Here is an 18296-nt window from a genome sequence, read left to right on the forward strand (position 1 = left end):
ATCCGATAGCCGGGCACATAGGCATTGACCTTTGCAACCATTGCTTCGATTGAGGCCTCAATTGTCGGCTCATCTGCGCCACTAGAGAGGGTGAATACCGTATCGCGCATGATCATCGGAGGCTCCGCCGGGTTCAGGACGATTATGGCTTTGCCTTTCCGGGCTCCTCCAACCTCTTCTATACCCTTTGAGGTGGTCTCGGTGAATTCATCAATGTTGGCCCGCGTTCCCGGCCCGGCTGACTTGGAGGCGATGGAAGCGACGATCTCCGCATAGTGGACTGTCGCGACGGATGCTACTGCTGCCACGATTGGGATCGTCGCCTGCCCGCCGCAAGTGACCATGTTGACATTTGACGCATCCAGATGCGCGTCACCATTGACGACGGGTATGACATACGGCCCGATCGCCGCAGGCGTGAGGTCGATCATCACCTTTCCGGCGGACGTGACGACTTCATTGTGCCGCTTGTGTGCGCCAGCAGATGTCGCATCAAAGACAATTCCGATTTCGGGCCACACGTCGAGCTTAACGAGACCCTCAATTCCTTCATGCGTGGTCGCGATACCCATGCGCTTTGCCCGGGCAAGGCCGTCCGAGTCGGGATCGATCCCGACCATCGCGCCCATTTCGAGACCCTTTGACTTGCGTATGACCTTGATCATGAGGTCAGTTCCGATATTTCCGGATCCGATGATCGCAACCTTGGTCTTCTTGAGAGTTGTCATTTCCAATGTCTCCTATTTCGCCGCAATTGCGAGGCGAACCGACCCAATACCTTCGATATCTGCTTCAAACAGATCACCAGGCTCCATTGAGGCCATCGGGCCAAGAGCACCTGTCAGAACGACGTCGCCGGCCTTGAGAGGTGCTCCGAGCTCTGCGCATTTTCGTGCGAGCCAGAGTGCGGCGTTTAGCGGATTTCCAAGGCACGCGATGCCGGCGCCATATGAAACCGGGCGTCCATTGCATTTCATCACCATGCCAGCATTGACGAGATCAAGCCCATGCAGTGCACGAACAGGACCGCCCAGGACATATAGGCCTGATGAGGCGTTATCCGCGATCGTATCCGAAATGCGGATATCCCAGTCCTTGATACGACTGCCCACAATTTCGATGGCAGGCACGACGTGGTCTATGGCTCGGATCAGTTCGCTTGGCGTTGTATCCTGCGCGTTGATGTCCCTGCCGAGTATAACGGCTATTTCAGCCTCGGCCTTGGGTTGTTGAGTTGCTGACAACGGAATTTCATCACCGTCGCAATATTCCATATCCGCATAGAGGACGCCAAAATCGGGCTGGTCTACGCCAAGTTGATTTTGGACTGCCGCTGACGTCAGGCCAATTTTCCGGCCAACAATCCGTCGCCCTGCGGATACCCACCGGGCTGTGTTGATCGCCTGGACCTCGTATCCGGCTTGCGGATCAAGACCAATGAGATCACGCACTGGCGCGCAGTAGGTTTGTCCAGCGTGTGCGTTGAACAGTGCATCCGCAGCCTTTTGAATTTCATCTCTGGAGATCATGGTCTGGTTCGCGTCCGTAAGTAACTTGGAATGTAGATCGCTAACTACGCGATATACTTGACACTGCAATCCGAGGCAGGCCAATTGCTATCACAATGTGATAAATGGAGATCCGTGTGACACGATCCATGTCTTCCTTCGACAAGGCGATGGCCTTGTTCGGAGCACTTGTTGCGCAGGACGGTGTATTCGAATCAGACGCAATGAGTGTCCAGCTCGGGGTGCCGGAATCGACTCTGTACAGGCATCTGAATGCCCTCCATTCGGCCGGGCTCATCTGCCGATCCAGACGTGGACGATATTTGCCCAACCCAGTTTTTCTGAAGAAGTTGGAGGGGTACACACCACATGCAGTGCTGTCGGAACTAGTACGGCCCTTTTTGGACCAACTAAGTGTCGCGTTGGAAACCACGACCCACTTTGGCCTTCTGGAGAACGACATGGTTACCTACCTCGCGAAATCGGTATTTGAAGGAGAGGAGGTGTTCACGCGCGAGAACGGGCAGCTGGAGGCGTACTGTTCTGCTATCGGCAAGGTGTTGCTCTCGCACATGACGGTCGACGAGCAACGGGCGTATATATCCAGCGGGCCCTTTCCAAAGCTAACGGATAAAACGATCACGGATCCAGCCGCAATCGAACGAGAACTACATCGCACGCGCAACAAGGGATTCGGCGTCGACGATGGCGAGGTTCACAACGCACTTTATTGCATCGCTGTGCCAGTCTTCAGTTCGCGGGGAATAGTCGTGGGCGCAATTTCTAGTTCATCTAGCCAGAGGTGGGCGAGTCCTAAAGAACAGCGTGATCGCCTGATTCAGCTCAACGGGGTAGCGCAGTCAATCTCTTCCACTTTAGGGGCCGGCGCATGATCATGTGGAGATGAGAGCTCAAAAAAATGGGAGCCGCTTAGGCTCCCAGAGTTTGGCGGAGACCTAGCTCCGCCGGAGGAAACAGACTGGTTGTCGTATCTGTTGTACGTTCCCTGACCTTGAATGGCAGTGAAGTTCAACCTGACACGACACATTTGAGTTGTGCCGCGATCCGGTTGCGCGTCAACCTGGCCGGATGCGAATGAGCGGCATCGCTCTCACATTGTGAAACTTTATGGAATCTGAGCACTCGGGTGGAACAGGATTGGAATTCTGTACGCCTACCCATGATATTTATGTGCCGAGAATATTCCCGAAAGCGGCCAATGCGCGAATAATCGGACATGTGGGAACATGGACTGCGTTCTGAGCGTTCCCGAACAACCGATAGAAATAAGCGAGTATACGGAACAAAAATCTCGGAGTCGGGAAATGGCTTTTCGACATCCGGGGCGGCGAGCACTGCTCCAATCCGGGAGTCAGGTGCACTAAGTTGCGCTGGCGTCTGTTCCGTATGGCGAAATTAACAGCGGCATCGATAGCACAGTTGCCTTTGGCCACATGCAGATTTCGATCCTTGCTACGGAATTTGAGCTCGCGCTGTTCGTAAATAAATATTGACACAATCAAAAAAATCATTTTTTCTCAAAAAAAGAACAAAATCTTGCACCTCAAGCAAGGTTGTTAGGGAGGTACTTAAATATGCCAAAACTAAGCGGCAGTTCCGTTTTGATTACGGGCGGAGCCACGGGAATTGGTCGGGCGGTGGTCCATCATTTTGTCGAGGAAGGTGCCAGACTGTGTGTTCTGTGCGTCAATGACGAACAGGCGAGTTCGTTGCGGGGTGAGTTCGGGGCTGAGGTTGAAACAGTAATTGGGGATGTGCGCAGTCTGGCAGACAATCAGCGCGCTGCGGCCCTTGCCGTGGAGAGATTCGGTGGACTGAACACCTTTATCGGCAATGCAGGGATATGGGATTTTATAACGCCTCTGGAAGCGCAGGATGAAGAAAAGCTCGAAAGAGTCTGCGATGATATTTTTGGTGTGAATGTAAAGGGGTACGCGCTCGGAGCGTACGCGTGTCTTCCTGCGCTTCGCCAGTCTAAAGGGTCCATAATTTTCACGGCCTCTAGCTCAAGCTTTTTTACGGGCGGAGGTGGTCCGCTATATGTGGCATCGAAACACGCTGTGATTGGACTCATCAAGCAGCTTGCGAAGGAAGTCGCGCCAGACGTTAGGGTTAATGGCGTAGCTCCAGGAGGTACGATTACCAATCTTTCCGGGTCGCCCTCATCCGAGCACGCAAAGTCCCAGATGGCTGAGATTCCAGAGATCGACAAACTTCTCGAGGGCATGACACCGCTCGGATTTGCCGCAAAGCCTGAAGACCATGTAGCGCTATATGCGTTGCTTGCCTGTCCGGTGTCGGCTCGATACGTCACAGGCACAACCATCTTGTCCGATGGCGGTATTGGCGTGGGCTGACCCAGCCTGAACGCGTTCACCAACTAAGTCGAAATTGTGCCAGCAGTGCTGGCGGTCTTTTGGATCAAATCTATGAACCTGCCGGTCTTCAAATTCGCTCATGCTGCCGCTGCTGCTGGGGTGCTTTACTTCTCCCAACCTGGGGCGCTGGCAGAGCAGGCCGTTTTATCGCCCCCCGACATAAGCCCTCGGTCAAATATAGAGATGCCAACTGACGGACGTGTACGGTTTGTTCCTGATAATTTATTTGCCGTCGATTTTGTCTCTGATTCTGTGGGCTGGGCGGGGGGATACTACGGGACACTACTGAAGACCGAGGATGGAGGAGGGCACTGGAAGCGCGAGCCCTTGCCGTTTACGGACTTAATTAGGCGAATCGACTTTGTGGACGAGGCCGTCGGCATTGCTGTCACGAGTAGAGGCAAGATCCTGAGGTCTGAAGACGGGGGAGCGCATTGGGAAGTTGTGCATGTTGAGCCGGGCATTAACTTGCGAGATGTCTACTGTCTCGACGCCCAGACAGCTTGGGTCGTCGGACATGAGGCTACAGTGCTTCACACGTCCGATGGCGGTAAAACGTGGCAAACTCAGGCGTTATCCGGATATCAGGGGCGTGATCTACCGAGATTGAATGGCATTACACGTCTCGAGGACGGGCGGTTGGTTTTGGTTGGGGAGTTCGGCCTGATAGCGTCGTCAATCGATGATGGATTGAGCTGGGAGGTGCTGGACGCGCCCGATGCCTCGGTCACATTCACAGCGGTAGATGCATGGCGTTCGGAGGCGCTAATATCTGGGCTTGGCGGCAAGCTTACAATGGTTCGATTTGGTTCGGACAGTGACGTTGAAGGGGGCTCGGAACGCTTAGAGGACCGTGTCCCGACGATCACAGCTTTGTCCTCGGGGACAGATGCGCATTTGTTCGATCTAACATTAGACCAAGATGGTGACGGAGTGATCGTAGGCCAGGGCGGGGTGGTCCGTGTAAAAGCTGGATTGCCTGTATCGGAATTGCTGCCCCTGGAGAGTAAGCCAGGATTCCTTTGGTACGGAGGAATCTCAAAAACATCTGAACACGGATGGTATATTGTCGTTGGGGCGAACGGTGCCGTACTAAAAACCGAATTCGATGTCTCAGATCCGGAGCCGTTAGTGCGGTGGTAACAGGAGAAGTTCGCTTGTTGCAAATTCAATCAAAGGCTCAAATTCAGTGGTAAGTTATATTTCGAATTTCGTCATAAGATTTCCCAGAATCATTCTGGCAATCGCTTTTCTGGTCACATCGGGGGCGGCTTATTTCGGCGTGACAGGTGTCTCGTTGAAGGTCGTTCTCGAAGATATGCTGCCTGCAAACCATTCGAATGTCGAACTCTATAAGGAGTTCCGGAGTCAGTTTGGTGGAGTCAATAATGTCCTTGTCGAAGTCGAAAATATAGCAGGCGACATCTACAATTCGGACTTTCTTGAAACGTATCGGGAAGTATCAGACGAGTTCTATTTTCACGATAACAATATCCGCCCTCTGTTTGAGGCGGCCAATCTCCGGAAGACGAGATCGGTGGCCGGCGGGGAGGGGCAAATTCTGGTTAGTCCTCTTATGTGGCCGGAAGTGCCCCGCTCTGAGTCTGATATGGAGCATTTCAAACAAATCGTCAGGGGGCAGTTTCTCGGCTCATTGGTTTCACTGGATGAGCATTCAATGCTTATTTCTGCCGAGCTTTCAGAGGAGGTGGATTCTCGGGAGTTCGTCGCCTTTATTGACAATCTAAAATCAGAATTCTCGACGAAAGATGTAAAAATATCAGTCGTTGGCAGACCCGTACTTCTGGGTACGGTTAAGAAATATCTGCCTCAGATGCTGTTGGTTTTTGCGGCGTCTGTGCTGGCTATCGCTGCCGTCCTACTTTTCTATTTCAGATCCTGGGTTGGCGTTGCTGTTCCAATGCTCGTGGCCTTCGCTGTCACGATTTGGGGCTTTGGCGTCATTGGCTTGGTCGGTTACAATCTTGATCCCCTGTTGCTCCTGCTGCCGTTTTTCGTCTTCGCCACTGTCTTATCCCATTCAGTTCAATTCGTTTCGCGCGTTTTCGATGAAATCGAAAATAGTGCCACCATGCGTGATGCAGTAAAAGAAGGCCTTGAGCGCCTTCTGTTCCCGAGCACTGCGGCTGTGATTACCGATGCAGCTGGATTTACGGTTCTGGCTCTGGTGACTATCCCAAGCATACAGTCGCTTGCCTTCATTTGCACGTTTTGGCTTCTAACGCTGACCCCGGGAATTATTGTTGCTGCGGCGTTCATGGCGGTCCTTCGGAAGCCGACAAAATTCCGCACCACCTTACCGGGTCAAGCCGCACTAGCCAAAATATTTGGGCTGAAAACGTCCAGATATGTATTCCTCCCGGCTTTTGTCGCTGCGTTGATTGCGGGCATTTTCATTTCGCAGGGGCTAAAAATAGGTGACGCAGAAGGGAGCCCGATCCTGTGGAAAGATTCCCAATACAACAAAGATGTCAAAAAAATCAACTCAAGCTTTGACCGTGTCGGTACGGATGTAATGCAGGCCTATTTCTCCGGTGATGGAGAGATCATGCTAGATCCGCGTGTGTATCATCAGATCGAAGCATTTGATCGCTATATTTACGAACGAGTTCTTCCGGCAACTCGCGCACAGAGCCTTGTTCCGATTGTAAAAAATATCAACATGGTTTTGTGGGAAGGGGGCCCTTCATACCAAACAATTCCTGATACAGAAGAAGAAATAGGATTTAACATTTACATGTTCCGGTCTGGCGGTGAGCCAGGAGACTTTGCCGCCTATACGAACCCGGAATGGAGCATCGGTAAGCTCTCAATTTATACGGGGGAGCATAGTGCTGACACCGTGAATGCGTTGATGGCGGCGGGCCAAGAATTTCTAAACACCTATCAGTTTTCAGATGGGGAGCCGCGTGTGAGGTTCGCCGGCGGACAGATCGGCATAATTAAGGCGAGCAACGACGAGATCGAGCATAAAGAAAATGTGCTCCTTATTGCCATTATCATCGTTATCGCAGTTAACCTGCTCTGGCTATATCGATCACCCGCAGTTGCAGTCGTGATCATACTTGTACTGACGACATCTCACTTTATCACCATGAGTGTAATGACGCTTATGGACGTGGGGATGAACTTGAATACGCTCCCGCTTGCTGCGTTGGGTTTGGGCCGTGGTGTTGATTACAGCATCTACATGGCAGACCGGATACGCGACGAAATGAGGCACGGCCATGAATTCGCGAAGGCGACGGGCCGGGCGTTCAACACGTCTGGTATTGCCGTGATAGTTACGGCACTGACGATGATACTGCCGCTATTGCCGTGGTACTTCCTGTCTCCGATCAGGTTCCAAGCCGAGATGGGCGTTCTGTTGGCGATCATCTTGATGTTCAACATGGTGGGGGCGCTCACTGTTGTGCCTGCAGCAATCGGCTTGCTGAAGCCGCGGGGATTTCCGTTTAGCACACAGAAGAAAATAGTCAGGGCGATGGTTGGTTAGATTGAGGGCGATAGAGCCTGGCTGCGCATCGGAAAAAATAGAAAGTGAGGGAGAGAAAGATGAACACCAAGAATAAAAAAACTAAAACTAAGTCGCAAAAGCTATGCCTGCTCGGGGCTACAGCATTTTCCACAGTCCTTATGATGCCGCTAGCAGCGAATGCCGAGTCATTGGCTGAAGCGCTGAACCTGCCCGACAATGTCTGGGTGGGCGGACGTCTGACGCAAGGGACGGGCGTCTATTTTGACCGGTATGGTGGTGGAACTGGAGTGGGGCCCTCCCAGTTTGTAGCGCAGCTTCAGGCTGAGTGGACTCCCAATAGCAATGTGACGGTTGTTTCCGATTTTTGGCTGCGCGGCGATTGGTACTATGATCTTGATGACGGAGATTCAATCGGACCTGGCACGCAAGACTTTACTAAGGGCCCTCCGTTTCTAGATCGCTTTGATTTTTTACTCTCGCAGGATGGGGCGCTCACGCTTCCTGAACCGTTTGGTAATAGCGGTGAAGAAAATCGCATACTCGATGATTTCGAGCAGGATGTGATTAGAGAGCTGTCGATAGCGTTTGCTGATTCAGAGGGACGCGCGTCTCTAAAAGTCGGAAAGTTTCAGCGAGGGTGGGGGCAAGCAGATGGTCTGCGCCTTCTTGATATTCTGAACCCACAGGATCTCCGCCAAAGGAGTATATTTACAGACACCGAGGATTTGCGGATACCTCAGTGGAGTGCTGCCCTATCTTTGGATATTGACCAGCTTGGGTTGGCTGCTCCTTTTGAGGGGCTAGGACTCAAGGATCCATCACTGGAAGTGATCTACACTCCGGTGGTACGCCATTCCGAATTCATCGTGAATAATCCCACGCCGAATTCCAGCACGTCCGGAGGGCCCTTCGGACTGCCCTTTCCGAGATTGGTGGAAGGGCAGTCCGGTTTTGGAATGCCTTTGTTGGGAGCAAAGCTGTCGGACAAGGAAACAGACGACTGGGAAGATTCCGAGGTCGGCATGCGGCTAAAATTCGATGTCCTTGGCGGGCAGGGGACAGTTAATGGTTTTTACGGTTTTCAGGATCTGCCGATCGTCGTCAACACCGGTGCAACAGTTCATATTGGCACATTTATCGGAGATCCAAATGCAGCGGGCGTTGTCAATGTGCCCATTGATCTCCCAACCACCATAGGTGCGATGAATGCGCCGGGTCAGTACGTTGATTTCATCCAGTCTCTAGCAGCTGGGACTGCGGCGCCAGGGGACTTTCCTTTAATTCCGTTCGGCTGCCTTGATATTCTGGATCCGGCGGCGGGAGGGGTGCCGTGTTCTATTACTGCAGATTTTGACCTCGATTACACACTCCGGCAAAAGACCGTCGGTTTTTCATTCACACGCGATATGACGGAGTTCCGATTCGGTAGAAAGGATGTCTCTCCGGTACTGCGTTTGGAGGCGGCATACGAGTTTGACAAACCCTTCAACAAGGGGGTGATTCAGAACCCCTTTGTGCCCGGGCGGATGACCGTCGGCACACCAGCTCTCATCACTACCCGTGACGACACAATCGCGAGACGAGATCAGCTGTCTGTCCTGGTCGGATTTGATTATAATTTCTGGGTGCCGGGGTGGGAATCGCAGCGCAGTTCGATTTTTATGACAACTCAGTTTTTCGAGATCCATACCGAAGATGCTGATGGGCTCCTGTTTCAGGCGCCTTACGCGCTTACAAATGTTGAAGAGAACCAGGAATTCATAACTCAGACGTACACGAAGGGTTTCTTAAACGACAAAGTGACTCTGGATGGCTTGGCGATCTGGGACATGGATAAAGGTGGCGTTGCGATAAGGCAGAGAATAGATTTCTCCGTAGGAGGAGGAAATTGGAAGCCCAGAATTGAAGTGGGCTACTTTAGCGGGAAGGATGAGCAGGGCCTTTTGGGGCTCTATAACAAATCGGACTACGTTGAGTTTTCTCTGACCTACCAATTCTAGAGAAACATAACGATAACGCAAAGATGTCTGGTTCTTGATGATGGAGAAGAAAATGAAACGGTTAAGCTTGAAAAGCTTTCTGATCGGAGCGACGGCGCTTATGGCAGTTGCGACTGCAGCAACGCCCGTAGCGAATGCACAAGAAGATTATATCGAGCGCTGGAAGGCGTTTGCCAAGGAGACGGGCTTGCCCGAACACAAAGCCTGGGCTGATATGCTTGACAATGATGAGACCCGAAAACTTGAGAAAGAGTGGAAGGATTTCAGAGGTTACACGGCCTCGAGCCTCATAGAGGACGCCGATATTCCGGGCGAGCTAAAACCAGGGTTAATCATCACGAAAGACAACCTGGCGTCAATGCCTTGGTTGTCAGACTATCTTCCAAAGTTCTGGATTGATCGGCTCAATAGTGAGTGGATGGGTGTCAAGGGTATCCGCATTGTTCCCACGAACCATTATTATATGCAGAAAGCTCTGCTCGATGCGACCAAGAAGCTGGGCAAAGATCCCTTCACGATTAATGAAAAGGGTGAGCTGGTAGACAGGGACGGAAAAAATGGCGTTCTCACAAAGAGCGGATTGCCTTTCCTGACACCAAAAAATGGTGATGAACTAAACTGGTTGTTCAATGCGCACGGCGTGGGAACAGAAGATCTCTGGTTCAACCCGGTACTGATGACCGGCTGTAGCTCCAGCAATAAGGTCGAACGCTCTTACACAGGCAATATTTGGTGGCGCAAGATGGCGGGTAGAGTTGGTAAAACTCCGCTCGGTAATGTTCCGGGATATGAAGGTGTCACCGAAGCGGGTTCTTTGCTACTAACTTCGCCTAGGGATGTGCGAGGATTAGCCGGTGTCCGACTTCGGTACGCGGATGCTGACAAAGATGACAACTTCAGGATTTTCATCCCTACGCTCCGTCGTACTCGCACTCTTACTGGTACCAATGGCCAAGATCCAATTGCTCCGTCTCTGGAGCTCACTTGGGACGAATGGCGTAGTCAGTGGACCAAAACTGATAAACGCAAATTCAAGTACACCATGGTTAAAGAGGGCTTCGTATTAGCCGCACCGGAGGTTGGTGCAGCATACGATCCTTATCGTCCGGATGAGGCGCATTGCGCTTTGACGGGAATTGTTGACATGGAGCTGAGGCCGGTATGGGTTTATGATATCGATGATCTCACCAACAGCTACCAGTACTCCAAAAAACGCATTTGGGTAGATAAGGAACTCTACTATACCCAGTGGATGGAAATGTACGATCGTCGGGGTAACCTATGGCGGACTTGGGACGATTCACGCTGGTGGCAGCCCACAACGGGACGCGCAATGTGGCGTTCACTGATTATTCCAAACTTGATTTCACAACGGCACACGATACTCAGCATGTCGTCGGATTGGGAGAAAGTTGATCAGATGGACAATTCTTTGTTCGACGTCGATAAATTGAGAGACAAACGCTAGTCACTCTCGGGTTGGCATTCATCAAGATTGCCAACCCGCACGTGCTGCCGAGCTACGATTCACACCGAAGAAAATTGGAACTATTCCGTCTTGGTCACAGGCCGGAAACTGGTTGTGCGGTTGTAAAGAACATAGTGGCGGCAAGGCGGACCCGGCAGTATTGGAAGACATTCTTATGGGAAGTTATAGAACGACATACCAGAAATGGGAATCGGCACCTGATAAGTTTTGGGAGGCAGCGTCTCATGCCGTGGAGTGGTATAGACCTTACGACGTACTCAGAGAATCGAAAGATCATGCGACCCGTTGGTTTGTCGGCGCCGAATGCAACATATGCTGGAATGCTTTGGACCGTCATGTGCGCGATGGCCGTGGAGATGATCTGGCGTTGATTTACGATAGCGCAATGACGGGAGCGGTGCGGAAGTATACTTATTCTGAACTACTCGATGAGGTTGGTATACTTGCGACCGTGCTAAAAGAGCGTGGGGTGAATGCCGGCGATCGGGTCTTGATTTACATGCCAATGGTTCCCGAGGCTGTGATTGCGATGCTTGCGACGGCGCGCATCGGAGCAGTCCATGTGGTCGTATTCGGGGGGTTCGCAGCTAGAGAGCTTGCCACTCGAATCGAGGACGCGACGCCAAGAATTGTGTTGTCAGCGTCCTGCGGGCTCGAGCCTGGTCGTATCGTTGAGTACAAGCCTCTCCTTGATGAGGCGATCAGGCTCAGCCCGCACAAACCTGAGTGTTCAATCATTTTCCAGCGTTCTAGCAGGACGTGCGAGCTTGAGCATGAGCGGGACTTCGACTGGGCCGCCCTGGTTGAAACCGCAAGAACGGCTGGCGAGAGAGCCGAATGTGTGAGCGTGGCGTCTACCGACCCGCTATACATTCTGCATACATCGGGGACGACTGGAAAGCCGAAGGGTATCGTCAGGGATCACGGGGGGTATGCGGTCGCTCTCAAATGGTCGATGGAATATGTATACAATGTCAAACCGGGAGAGGTGTTCTGGGCCGCATCGGATGTAGGATGGGTCGTCGGTCATTCGTATATTGTGTATGGTCCGCTTCTTAACGCCAGTGCGACGATACTGTTTGAAGGAAAGCCGGTCGGAACACCAGACGCTGCAACCTTTTGGAGGGTGATTGAGCGGCACCGGGTTAATACGCTCTTTACGGCACCCACGGCGTTAAGGGCGATTAAGAAAGTCGACCCAGCAGGCTCATTATTTTCCGGTTACGATCATTCCGGTTTCAGACAGCTGTTCCTTGCGGGTGAACGAGCAGATCCTGACACGATCCAGTGGGCAGAGCGTCTCCTTGATGTGCCAGTCGTAGATCACTGGTGGCAGACTGAAACAGGGTGGCCGATCGCAGCCAATCCGTTGGGAATAGAACAGCTGCCAACAGAATATGGTTCTAGCACAGTTCCTATGCCTGGATTTGATGTTCGCATTGTGGATGAGAGCGGTTCTGAAATGCCGCAAGGTGGGCACGGAGCTATTGTCATAAAGCTGCCGCTTCCACCGGGGTGTTTGCTGTCACTGTGGGAAGACGATGAGGCATTTCTAAAATCATACTTTGAGGAATACCCCGGATACTACAAGACCGGGGATGCCGGATATATAGACGATAAGGGCTACATCTTCGTCATGAGCCGCGTTGACGACATTATTAACGTTGCGGGTCATCGCCTGTCCACTGGTGCAATCGAGGAAGTGGTGGCGGCGCATCCAGATGTCGCGGAGTGCGCCGTTATTGGAGTTGCAGATTCTTTGAAGGGAGAATTACCAATTGGGCTCATCGTTTTGAACGATGGGGTCACGCGTGCAGAGGAAGAAATTACGAGAGAAATCGTAAACTTGGTGAGAACCGAAATTGGTCCGGTAACTGCCTTCAAGCGCGTCATCGTTGTCGATCAACTTCCAAAAACAAGGTCGGGAAAGATTCTACGGAGAACGATCAAGAGCATTGCGGAGTCGCAAGACTATGTAGTTCCGGCGACGATCGATGACCCGCAGGTATTGAATGATATCACTTCAGCCATTGCTCGGTAGGCGCGTATCCGGCCTCACCACAATGGCAAATGTCTTGGCGGCCCACGGATGAGTAATTTTTGAATCTGGAATTGACGCCAGAAAGGGAAAACATGAAAGCTTATATCTACGAGAATACAGGGCCAGCTGCGGACGTATTGACGCTGCGGGAGATGGTGATGCCGGCGCCTGGGGCCGGCGAAGTTCGGGTGCGGTTAAAATGGTCGGGTGTGAACCCTTCTGATGTCAAAACCCGCAGTGGGCACATCCCCTCCACAATCCCATTTCCACGCATTCCTCATAGTGACGGAGCCGGACTGGTTGATATGATTGGTGATGGCGTTGACGATTTTCAGCCGGGCGATGCGGTTTGGGTCTGGAATGCCGCATGGAACAGAAGCAATGGAACTGCCGCTGAGTTCGTTGTGCTGCCTTCTGAGCAGGTCGAGCATATGCCGGACGGGCTGGCGCTTGAGAACGGTGCATGTCTCGGCATTCCTGCAATGACCGCCTGTCATGCCGTCGCAACTGACGGAGGAGTTCGAGGGCAGATTGTCCTCGTCGCGGGTGGCGCAGGTGCGGTTGGCCATTACGCGATTCAGGCGGCAAAATTTTGTGGTGCCAGAATTGTCATTGCGACAGTCAGCAGTGAGGAGAAGGCGGCCCTAGCGAGGCGCGCAGGAGCAGATTTTGTATTCAACTACAAAACAGACACGCTGGTCGAAGAAATCAACAAGGTTACGGACCATCGGGGCGTCGACCGGATAATCGAAGTAGACCTGGCTGCCAACATTCAAACAGACGTGGCGATTATGAAAGAGGGGGGGCTGGCCGTCATCTATGGCAGCAGTCAAAAAGAAATCGCTTTACCTTTCTCGCCGTCAATCGGACGCAATATCTGTTATCGCTTTTTCATCGTGTACAAATTATCCAGGTCAGATAGGCAAAGAGCCCTGTTGGTGCTCCAAGACATGCTTAAGGACAAGAACGTCCTGCATAATATTGCAAAAAAGGTGAGCTTTGCAAATCTCGTGGAAGCCCATGAACTGGTTGAGAGCGGAGCGTTGCCGGGCAATGTCGTTTTGAGAATTGAATAGTTCGGCGGAGAGCTATGCTGTCAAGTTATTTGGAGCAGCAGGATACCTCCCGAGGGGCTTTCCGGACTTGCTTTTTGGAGCCGGCCTTCACGGACGCACAGAGACAATTTTGATTTCTGATTTCGGAAAAAATCATGCAACAAAGAAGCTCACAATTCTTGACTGTCGGCTCTGCCCGAATTCACGCCGTGTGCGAAGGCGAAGGCCCACTAGTCATACTCGTTCACGGCTTTCCGGAGTCCTGGTATTCGTGGCGCCACCAGCTTTCAGCTTTAGCCGAGGCCGGTTACCAGGCCGTTGCCATTGATCTAAGAGGCTATGGGCGATCATCCAAATTCTTGGACTCCGAATATTATCTGATCAAGTCTGTTGTCGAGGACATCGTGGGTGTGGTCAGGGCGTTAGGTGCCTCAAGTGCCGTTGTCGTTGGGCATGACTGGGGGGCAATGATTGCCTGGACAGCGGCCTGGTTGCATCCTGAAATCTTCCGTGGCGTTGTGGGGCTTGCAATTCCTTTCTCTGGGCGCGGGCTAATTGCTCTGCCTGGCTCTCCTTTCGGTGAACGCTCTCCAGAAGATATTCATAAAGAATTGGCTGGACCAGACCAACAATTCTATCAGGACTATTTTGGTTCGCTGGCACCGGCCATACGGGAATTCGAAGAAGATTCGGGTGGTTGGATACGTGACGTTCTGTGGGCCTTTTCAGGCGAGAGTATGAAGGCTGCGGGTTTTTCTGGCCTTTTGGACTTACCGCAAGTGGACATCATACGTGCGAGCGCCCTTAGTATACCGTTTGGTGCTCGAATGCGGGACAAAATGCATGCGCCCGCCGATCTTCCGGTCTGGTTGAGAACGGATGATTTGGAGTTCTATACGCAGGAGTTCGAGCGGTCAGGAATGATAGGGCCTTTTTCCTATTATCGAAGTATTCAAAACAGTTGGGAGCAGCTTGAGTCACATGACGGCACTCAGCTTCGCCCACCTGCGATGTTTATTGGAGGAGAGTGCGATGTCACGACAGGATGGGGACTAGAGGCAATTGATCGTGTAGGCGAGTTCGTTCCGAATTATGTCGGGTCACACATTCTGTCCGGATGCGGTCATTGGATCCAACAAGAACGGCCTGAGGAAGTAAATGAATTGGTTTTGGGATTCATGAGAGAGCTTGTTTGAGGCGCGCTACGCGGAAGTGCGCACGCTAACGTGCGTCTGTATTATCTCCCGAGTGAACATTTTATCAGGCGCTTGGGCAAAGGATAATGAACACGAATTTTCGGGCGTGCGTGGGACTCTATGGCCCAGACGGAATGCTGAGAAATTGGGGAATGCATCCTGAATTTTGTTGACATAAGAAAAAAAATAATTTTATTTGATAAAAAAGAATAATCCAAGGTGAGGAAGAGGCTATCAATCATGTCCACGGGTGAAATGTTCCAGCGTCGGACGGAAACTGAGTCCGAATCAGACGGGCCTCGGAGCCTGATTGAGTCGACTTACGAGCAGTTGAGTCTCGATATTGTACACGGCAAGTATGGGCCGGGTGACAAGCTGCGACTTCAGCCACTAAGTGAAAATTATGGAGTGAGTGTTGGCACTGTGAGGGAGTCGTTATCTCTCCTCGTGTCGGATGGGCTCGTCCTTACTCAATCCCAAAAAGGTTTTCGAGTGGCGCCGATGTCGCTTGTTGATTTCGAGGATTTGACCAAGGCGCGGGTCCTGCTGGAAGCATCAGCGTTGCGGGATAGTATCGTATCCGGGAAAGATGACTGGGAAGGTCGGGTTGTCCAAGCATATCACCAACTGTCCCTTGCGGAGAAAAGGCTCGAAGCTAATCCAATCGCAGGATTCGAGATATGGGAGCAGCGCAATCAGGAATTTCATGATGCGCTCGTATCGGCTTCTTCCTCTCGCTGGGTGCAGAAGTTCCGAGTTATTCTCTACAAGCAAGCGGAACGCTACCGGCGGTTGTCTACAGCCAGTCGAGTAAGCCCTGGCGTGTTGGCTCATTCTGAACACGAGAAGATTTTCGAGTTGGCCATTGCGCGTGACGCCGATGCGGCGGTTGAGGCGCTATCTTTTCATATTTGGTCAGCCGTAGAATTCTTGAAGGGGCGTGGTCTGATTTTGGAAAGTCCGGACAAGGAAGGCTAATTCTGCCGGCAGGCCTCATATTAAAAATGGAGGCATGGGCGGCTCATGATATCAAGGAAGGTTACAAATATGACGACGGCTAAAACAAAGACGCGCCTGAACATCGGGCACGAACCAAAGGCGTTCGAGAAGAAAAATGTTTGGAATGTCGAGGAGATAACGGCTCTGCTTGACGAAGAGAATGGCACGCTTGATCCAAGAATTTATTCAGATCAGGATCTGTATGAGTTGGAACAGGAACGCGTTTTCGGACGATCATGGATTATGCTCGGGCACGAGGCACATGTTCCCAAAGCCGGTGACTTTTTGACGGCCTATATGGGCGAGGATCCCGTCATTCTTGTGCGTCAAAAAGATAGAAGCTTGAAGGTTTTTCTAAACCAGTGCCCGCATAGGGGGATGAGAATCTGTCGAACCGATGGCGGCAACGCAAAATCGTTTACATGCAGCTATCATGGTTGGGCGTACGACATCGGCGGAAACTTGGTGAACGTACCATATGAGTCTGAGGCATTCTGTGAGGACTTCAACAAGGCCGAGTGGGGGCCGGGCCAGGCAAGGGTTGAGACCTACAAGGGCTTGATCTTCGCGAACTGGGATAAAAACGCGCCAAATCTGCGCGAGTATCTTGGCGACGCGACATTCTACATGGACCACATGCTCGATCGAACCGAGGCGGGTACTGAAGTTATCAGCGGCATGCAGAAATGGGTTATCCCATGCAACTGGAAGTTTGCCGCTGAGCAGTTTTGTAGTGACATGTATCATGCCGGAACCGTATCCCATCTGTCCGGTATCGAGGCGGGCCTGCCCGAAGGTATGGAGCTTTCGGATGCGAAGATTCCGACGGTGGGATACCAGTTCAGGGCGAAGTGGGGCGGGCATGGAACGGGTTTCTATGTCGGAGAGCCAGGTATGCTAGTGGCTATCATGGGGCCCAAGATTGCTAAATATTGGACGGAAGGTGAAGCGGCCGCCAGGGCGGAGAGGCGCTTGGGAAGCGCAGAGCGTGCGCGTCAATTGATGGTCCAGCACATGACTGTTTTCCCAACCTGCTCATTCCTTCCCGGTATCAACACCGTTCGAACCTGGCAGCCGAGAGGCCCGAACGAGACAGAGATATGGGCATTTACAGTTGTAGATGCTGATGCTCCTGACGAGATCAAGGAAGAGTACCGCCGTCAGACATTAAGAACGTTTTCTGCCGGAGGCGTATTCGAGCAAGACGATGGTGAAAACTGGGTCGAAATCCAGGCTGTGTTGCGAGGGCATCAGGCTAGGAAGCGCCGGCTCAACATTCAAATGGGAAAAGGTCGTTCTGCTGCCGATAATCCGCATTACCCGGGCAGTATTGGGTATGTGTACAATGAAGAAGCCGCTCGCGGACTCTATCATCAGTGGATCCGTATGATGACTGAACCTGATTGGGACACACTCGGGCCAAAGTAGGGAGGTCTGTGAGCGGATCACCCGTTTCGTAGGCAGAGCGAAGTGCGCTCAACCGATAGTTCTATTAACCCTCGCGAATAACGGGCGCATAAATCGCGCAAATTGGAGATAATTATGCTGAAAGAAAAAGTGGGACCAGAGTCATCAGCGTCGCAGATAAGCACTGCCGCTCTGCTGCTGCAGCATGAAGTTGAGCAATTCTATTATAAGGAGTCTCTTCTGCTTGATCGGCACGAGTTCAACGATTGGTTTGACCTTCTGGACAAGGACATCAGGTACTTTATGCCGTTGAGAACGAATCGCACGAGGCGCGATCAAAAGCTCGAATACTCTAAGGACGGTGAGTACGCGCATTTTGATGATGATCTAGTGATGATGCGTGGGCGGCAGCGGAAATTAATGTCGGATGTCGGATGGTCTGAAAGCCCGGCTTCGCGAACGCGCCACATCATAGCGAACGTCATCATTAACGATGCAAGTGATGATCAGGAAGTTCATGTGACGTCGTCATTTATTCTTTACCGAAATCGTCTGGAACGGCAGGTCGATATTTTTGCAGGAGAGCGAATGGATGTACTGCGCCGCAGTGACAACAAGCTCGGCTTCATGATCGCTAAGAGAACCATACACATCGATCAAAGTACGATTCTCTCTAATAATCTCAGCATCTTTTTCTAGGTAT

The 18296-nt window shown here is 51.9% G+C and carries 14 protein-coding genes; 12 read left to right on the plus strand and 2 right to left on the minus strand.

All coding sequences use genetic code 11. The features are described from left to right. Together HY30_RS06660 and HY30_RS06665 are read right to left on the minus strand one after the other, a co-directional pair. The coding region (locus HY30_RS06660) for an acetaldehyde dehydrogenase (acetylating) (RefSeq protein ID WP_034738346.1) at window positions 1-728 on the minus strand (728 nt) is incomplete at its 3' end. 12 nt (window positions 729-740) lie between these two features. Continuing rightward, window positions 741-1529 (minus strand): 2-keto-4-pentenoate hydratase, encoded by a 789-nt coding sequence (locus HY30_RS06665; RefSeq protein ID WP_034738348.1) that lies wholly within the window; start codon window positions 1527-1529, stop codon window positions 741-743. 128 nt (window positions 1530-1657) lie between these two features. Between HY30_RS06665 and HY30_RS19130 the strand changes: the two genes are divergently transcribed. The 12 genes from HY30_RS19130 (at window position 1658) to HY30_RS06730 (ending at window position 18292) form a co-directional block, all read left to right on the plus strand. Next, window positions 1658-2401 carry an IclR family transcriptional regulator gene (locus HY30_RS19130; protein ID WP_051615006.1) on the plus strand — a complete coding sequence of 248 codons (744 nt, stop codon included), beginning with the start codon at window positions 1658-1660 and terminating at the stop codon, window positions 2399-2401. A 702-nt stretch (window positions 2402-3103) separates the two neighbouring features. Beyond that, window positions 3104-3886 carry a 3-(cis-5,6-dihydroxycyclohexa-1,3-dien-1-yl)propanoate dehydrogenase gene (gene hcaB, locus HY30_RS06680; protein WP_034738352.1) on the plus strand — a complete coding sequence of 261 codons (783 nt, stop codon included), beginning with the start codon at window positions 3104-3106 and terminating at the stop codon, window positions 3884-3886. Between the two features lie 72 nt (window positions 3887-3958). Continuing rightward, window positions 3959-5050 (plus strand): WD40/YVTN/BNR-like repeat-containing protein, encoded by a 1092-nt coding sequence (locus tag HY30_RS06685; RefSeq protein ID WP_034738353.1) that lies wholly within the window; start codon window positions 3959-3961, stop codon window positions 5048-5050. Window positions 5051-5096: 46 nt separating this feature from the next. After that, window positions 5097-7424, plus strand: a complete 2328-nt coding sequence (locus tag HY30_RS06690) for an efflux RND transporter permease subunit (protein WP_051615009.1) — start codon at window positions 5097-5099, stop codon at window positions 7422-7424. 59 nt (window positions 7425-7483) lie between these two features. Beyond that, on the plus strand, window positions 7484-9406 hold the full coding sequence (locus HY30_RS06695) for a DUF1302 domain-containing protein (protein WP_034738354.1): 1923 nt from the start codon (window positions 7484-7486) through the stop codon (window positions 9404-9406). Between the two features lie 37 nt (window positions 9407-9443). Further along, on the plus strand, window positions 9444-10874 hold the full coding sequence (locus HY30_RS06700) for an outer membrane lipoprotein-sorting protein (RefSeq protein WP_081812098.1): 1431 nt from the start codon (window positions 9444-9446) through the stop codon (window positions 10872-10874). 175 nt (window positions 10875-11049) lie between these two features. Continuing rightward, window positions 11050-12936, plus strand: a complete 1887-nt coding sequence (locus HY30_RS06705; RefSeq protein WP_034738355.1) for an AMP-binding protein — start codon at window positions 11050-11052, stop codon at window positions 12934-12936. Between the two features lie 92 nt (window positions 12937-13028). Beyond that, on the plus strand, window positions 13029-14012 hold the full coding sequence (locus tag HY30_RS06710) for an NADPH:quinone reductase (RefSeq protein ID WP_034738356.1): 984 nt from the start codon (window positions 13029-13031) through the stop codon (window positions 14010-14012). A gap of 134 nt (window positions 14013-14146) precedes the next feature. Continuing rightward, on the plus strand, window positions 14147-15187 hold the full coding sequence (locus HY30_RS06715) for an alpha/beta fold hydrolase (RefSeq protein WP_045699445.1): 1041 nt from the start codon (window positions 14147-14149) through the stop codon (window positions 15185-15187). A gap of 240 nt (window positions 15188-15427) precedes the next feature. Next, the gene (locus tag HY30_RS06720; RefSeq protein WP_206741425.1) at window positions 15428-16165 is read left to right on the plus strand and encodes a GntR family transcriptional regulator; all 738 of its coding nucleotides are present in this window, start codon (window positions 15428-15430) and stop codon (window positions 16163-16165) included. Between the two features lie 69 nt (window positions 16166-16234). Further along, window positions 16235-17614, plus strand: coding sequence for an aromatic ring-hydroxylating dioxygenase subunit alpha (locus HY30_RS06725; protein ID WP_081812099.1), 1380 nt, complete (start codon window positions 16235-16237; stop codon window positions 17612-17614). 114 nt (window positions 17615-17728) lie between these two features. Continuing rightward, window positions 17729-18292: an aromatic-ring-hydroxylating dioxygenase subunit beta gene (locus HY30_RS06730; protein WP_045699447.1), complete on the plus strand. Its 564-nt coding sequence runs from the start codon at window positions 17729-17731 to the stop codon at window positions 18290-18292. The last annotated feature ends 4 nt before the right edge of the window (window positions 18293-18296 follow it).

Source organism: Hyphomonas chukchiensis (genome assembly GCF_000682695.1).
In the GTDB taxonomy this organism is placed as follows: domain Bacteria; phylum Pseudomonadota; class Alphaproteobacteria; order Caulobacterales; family Hyphomonadaceae; genus Hyphomonas; species Hyphomonas chukchiensis.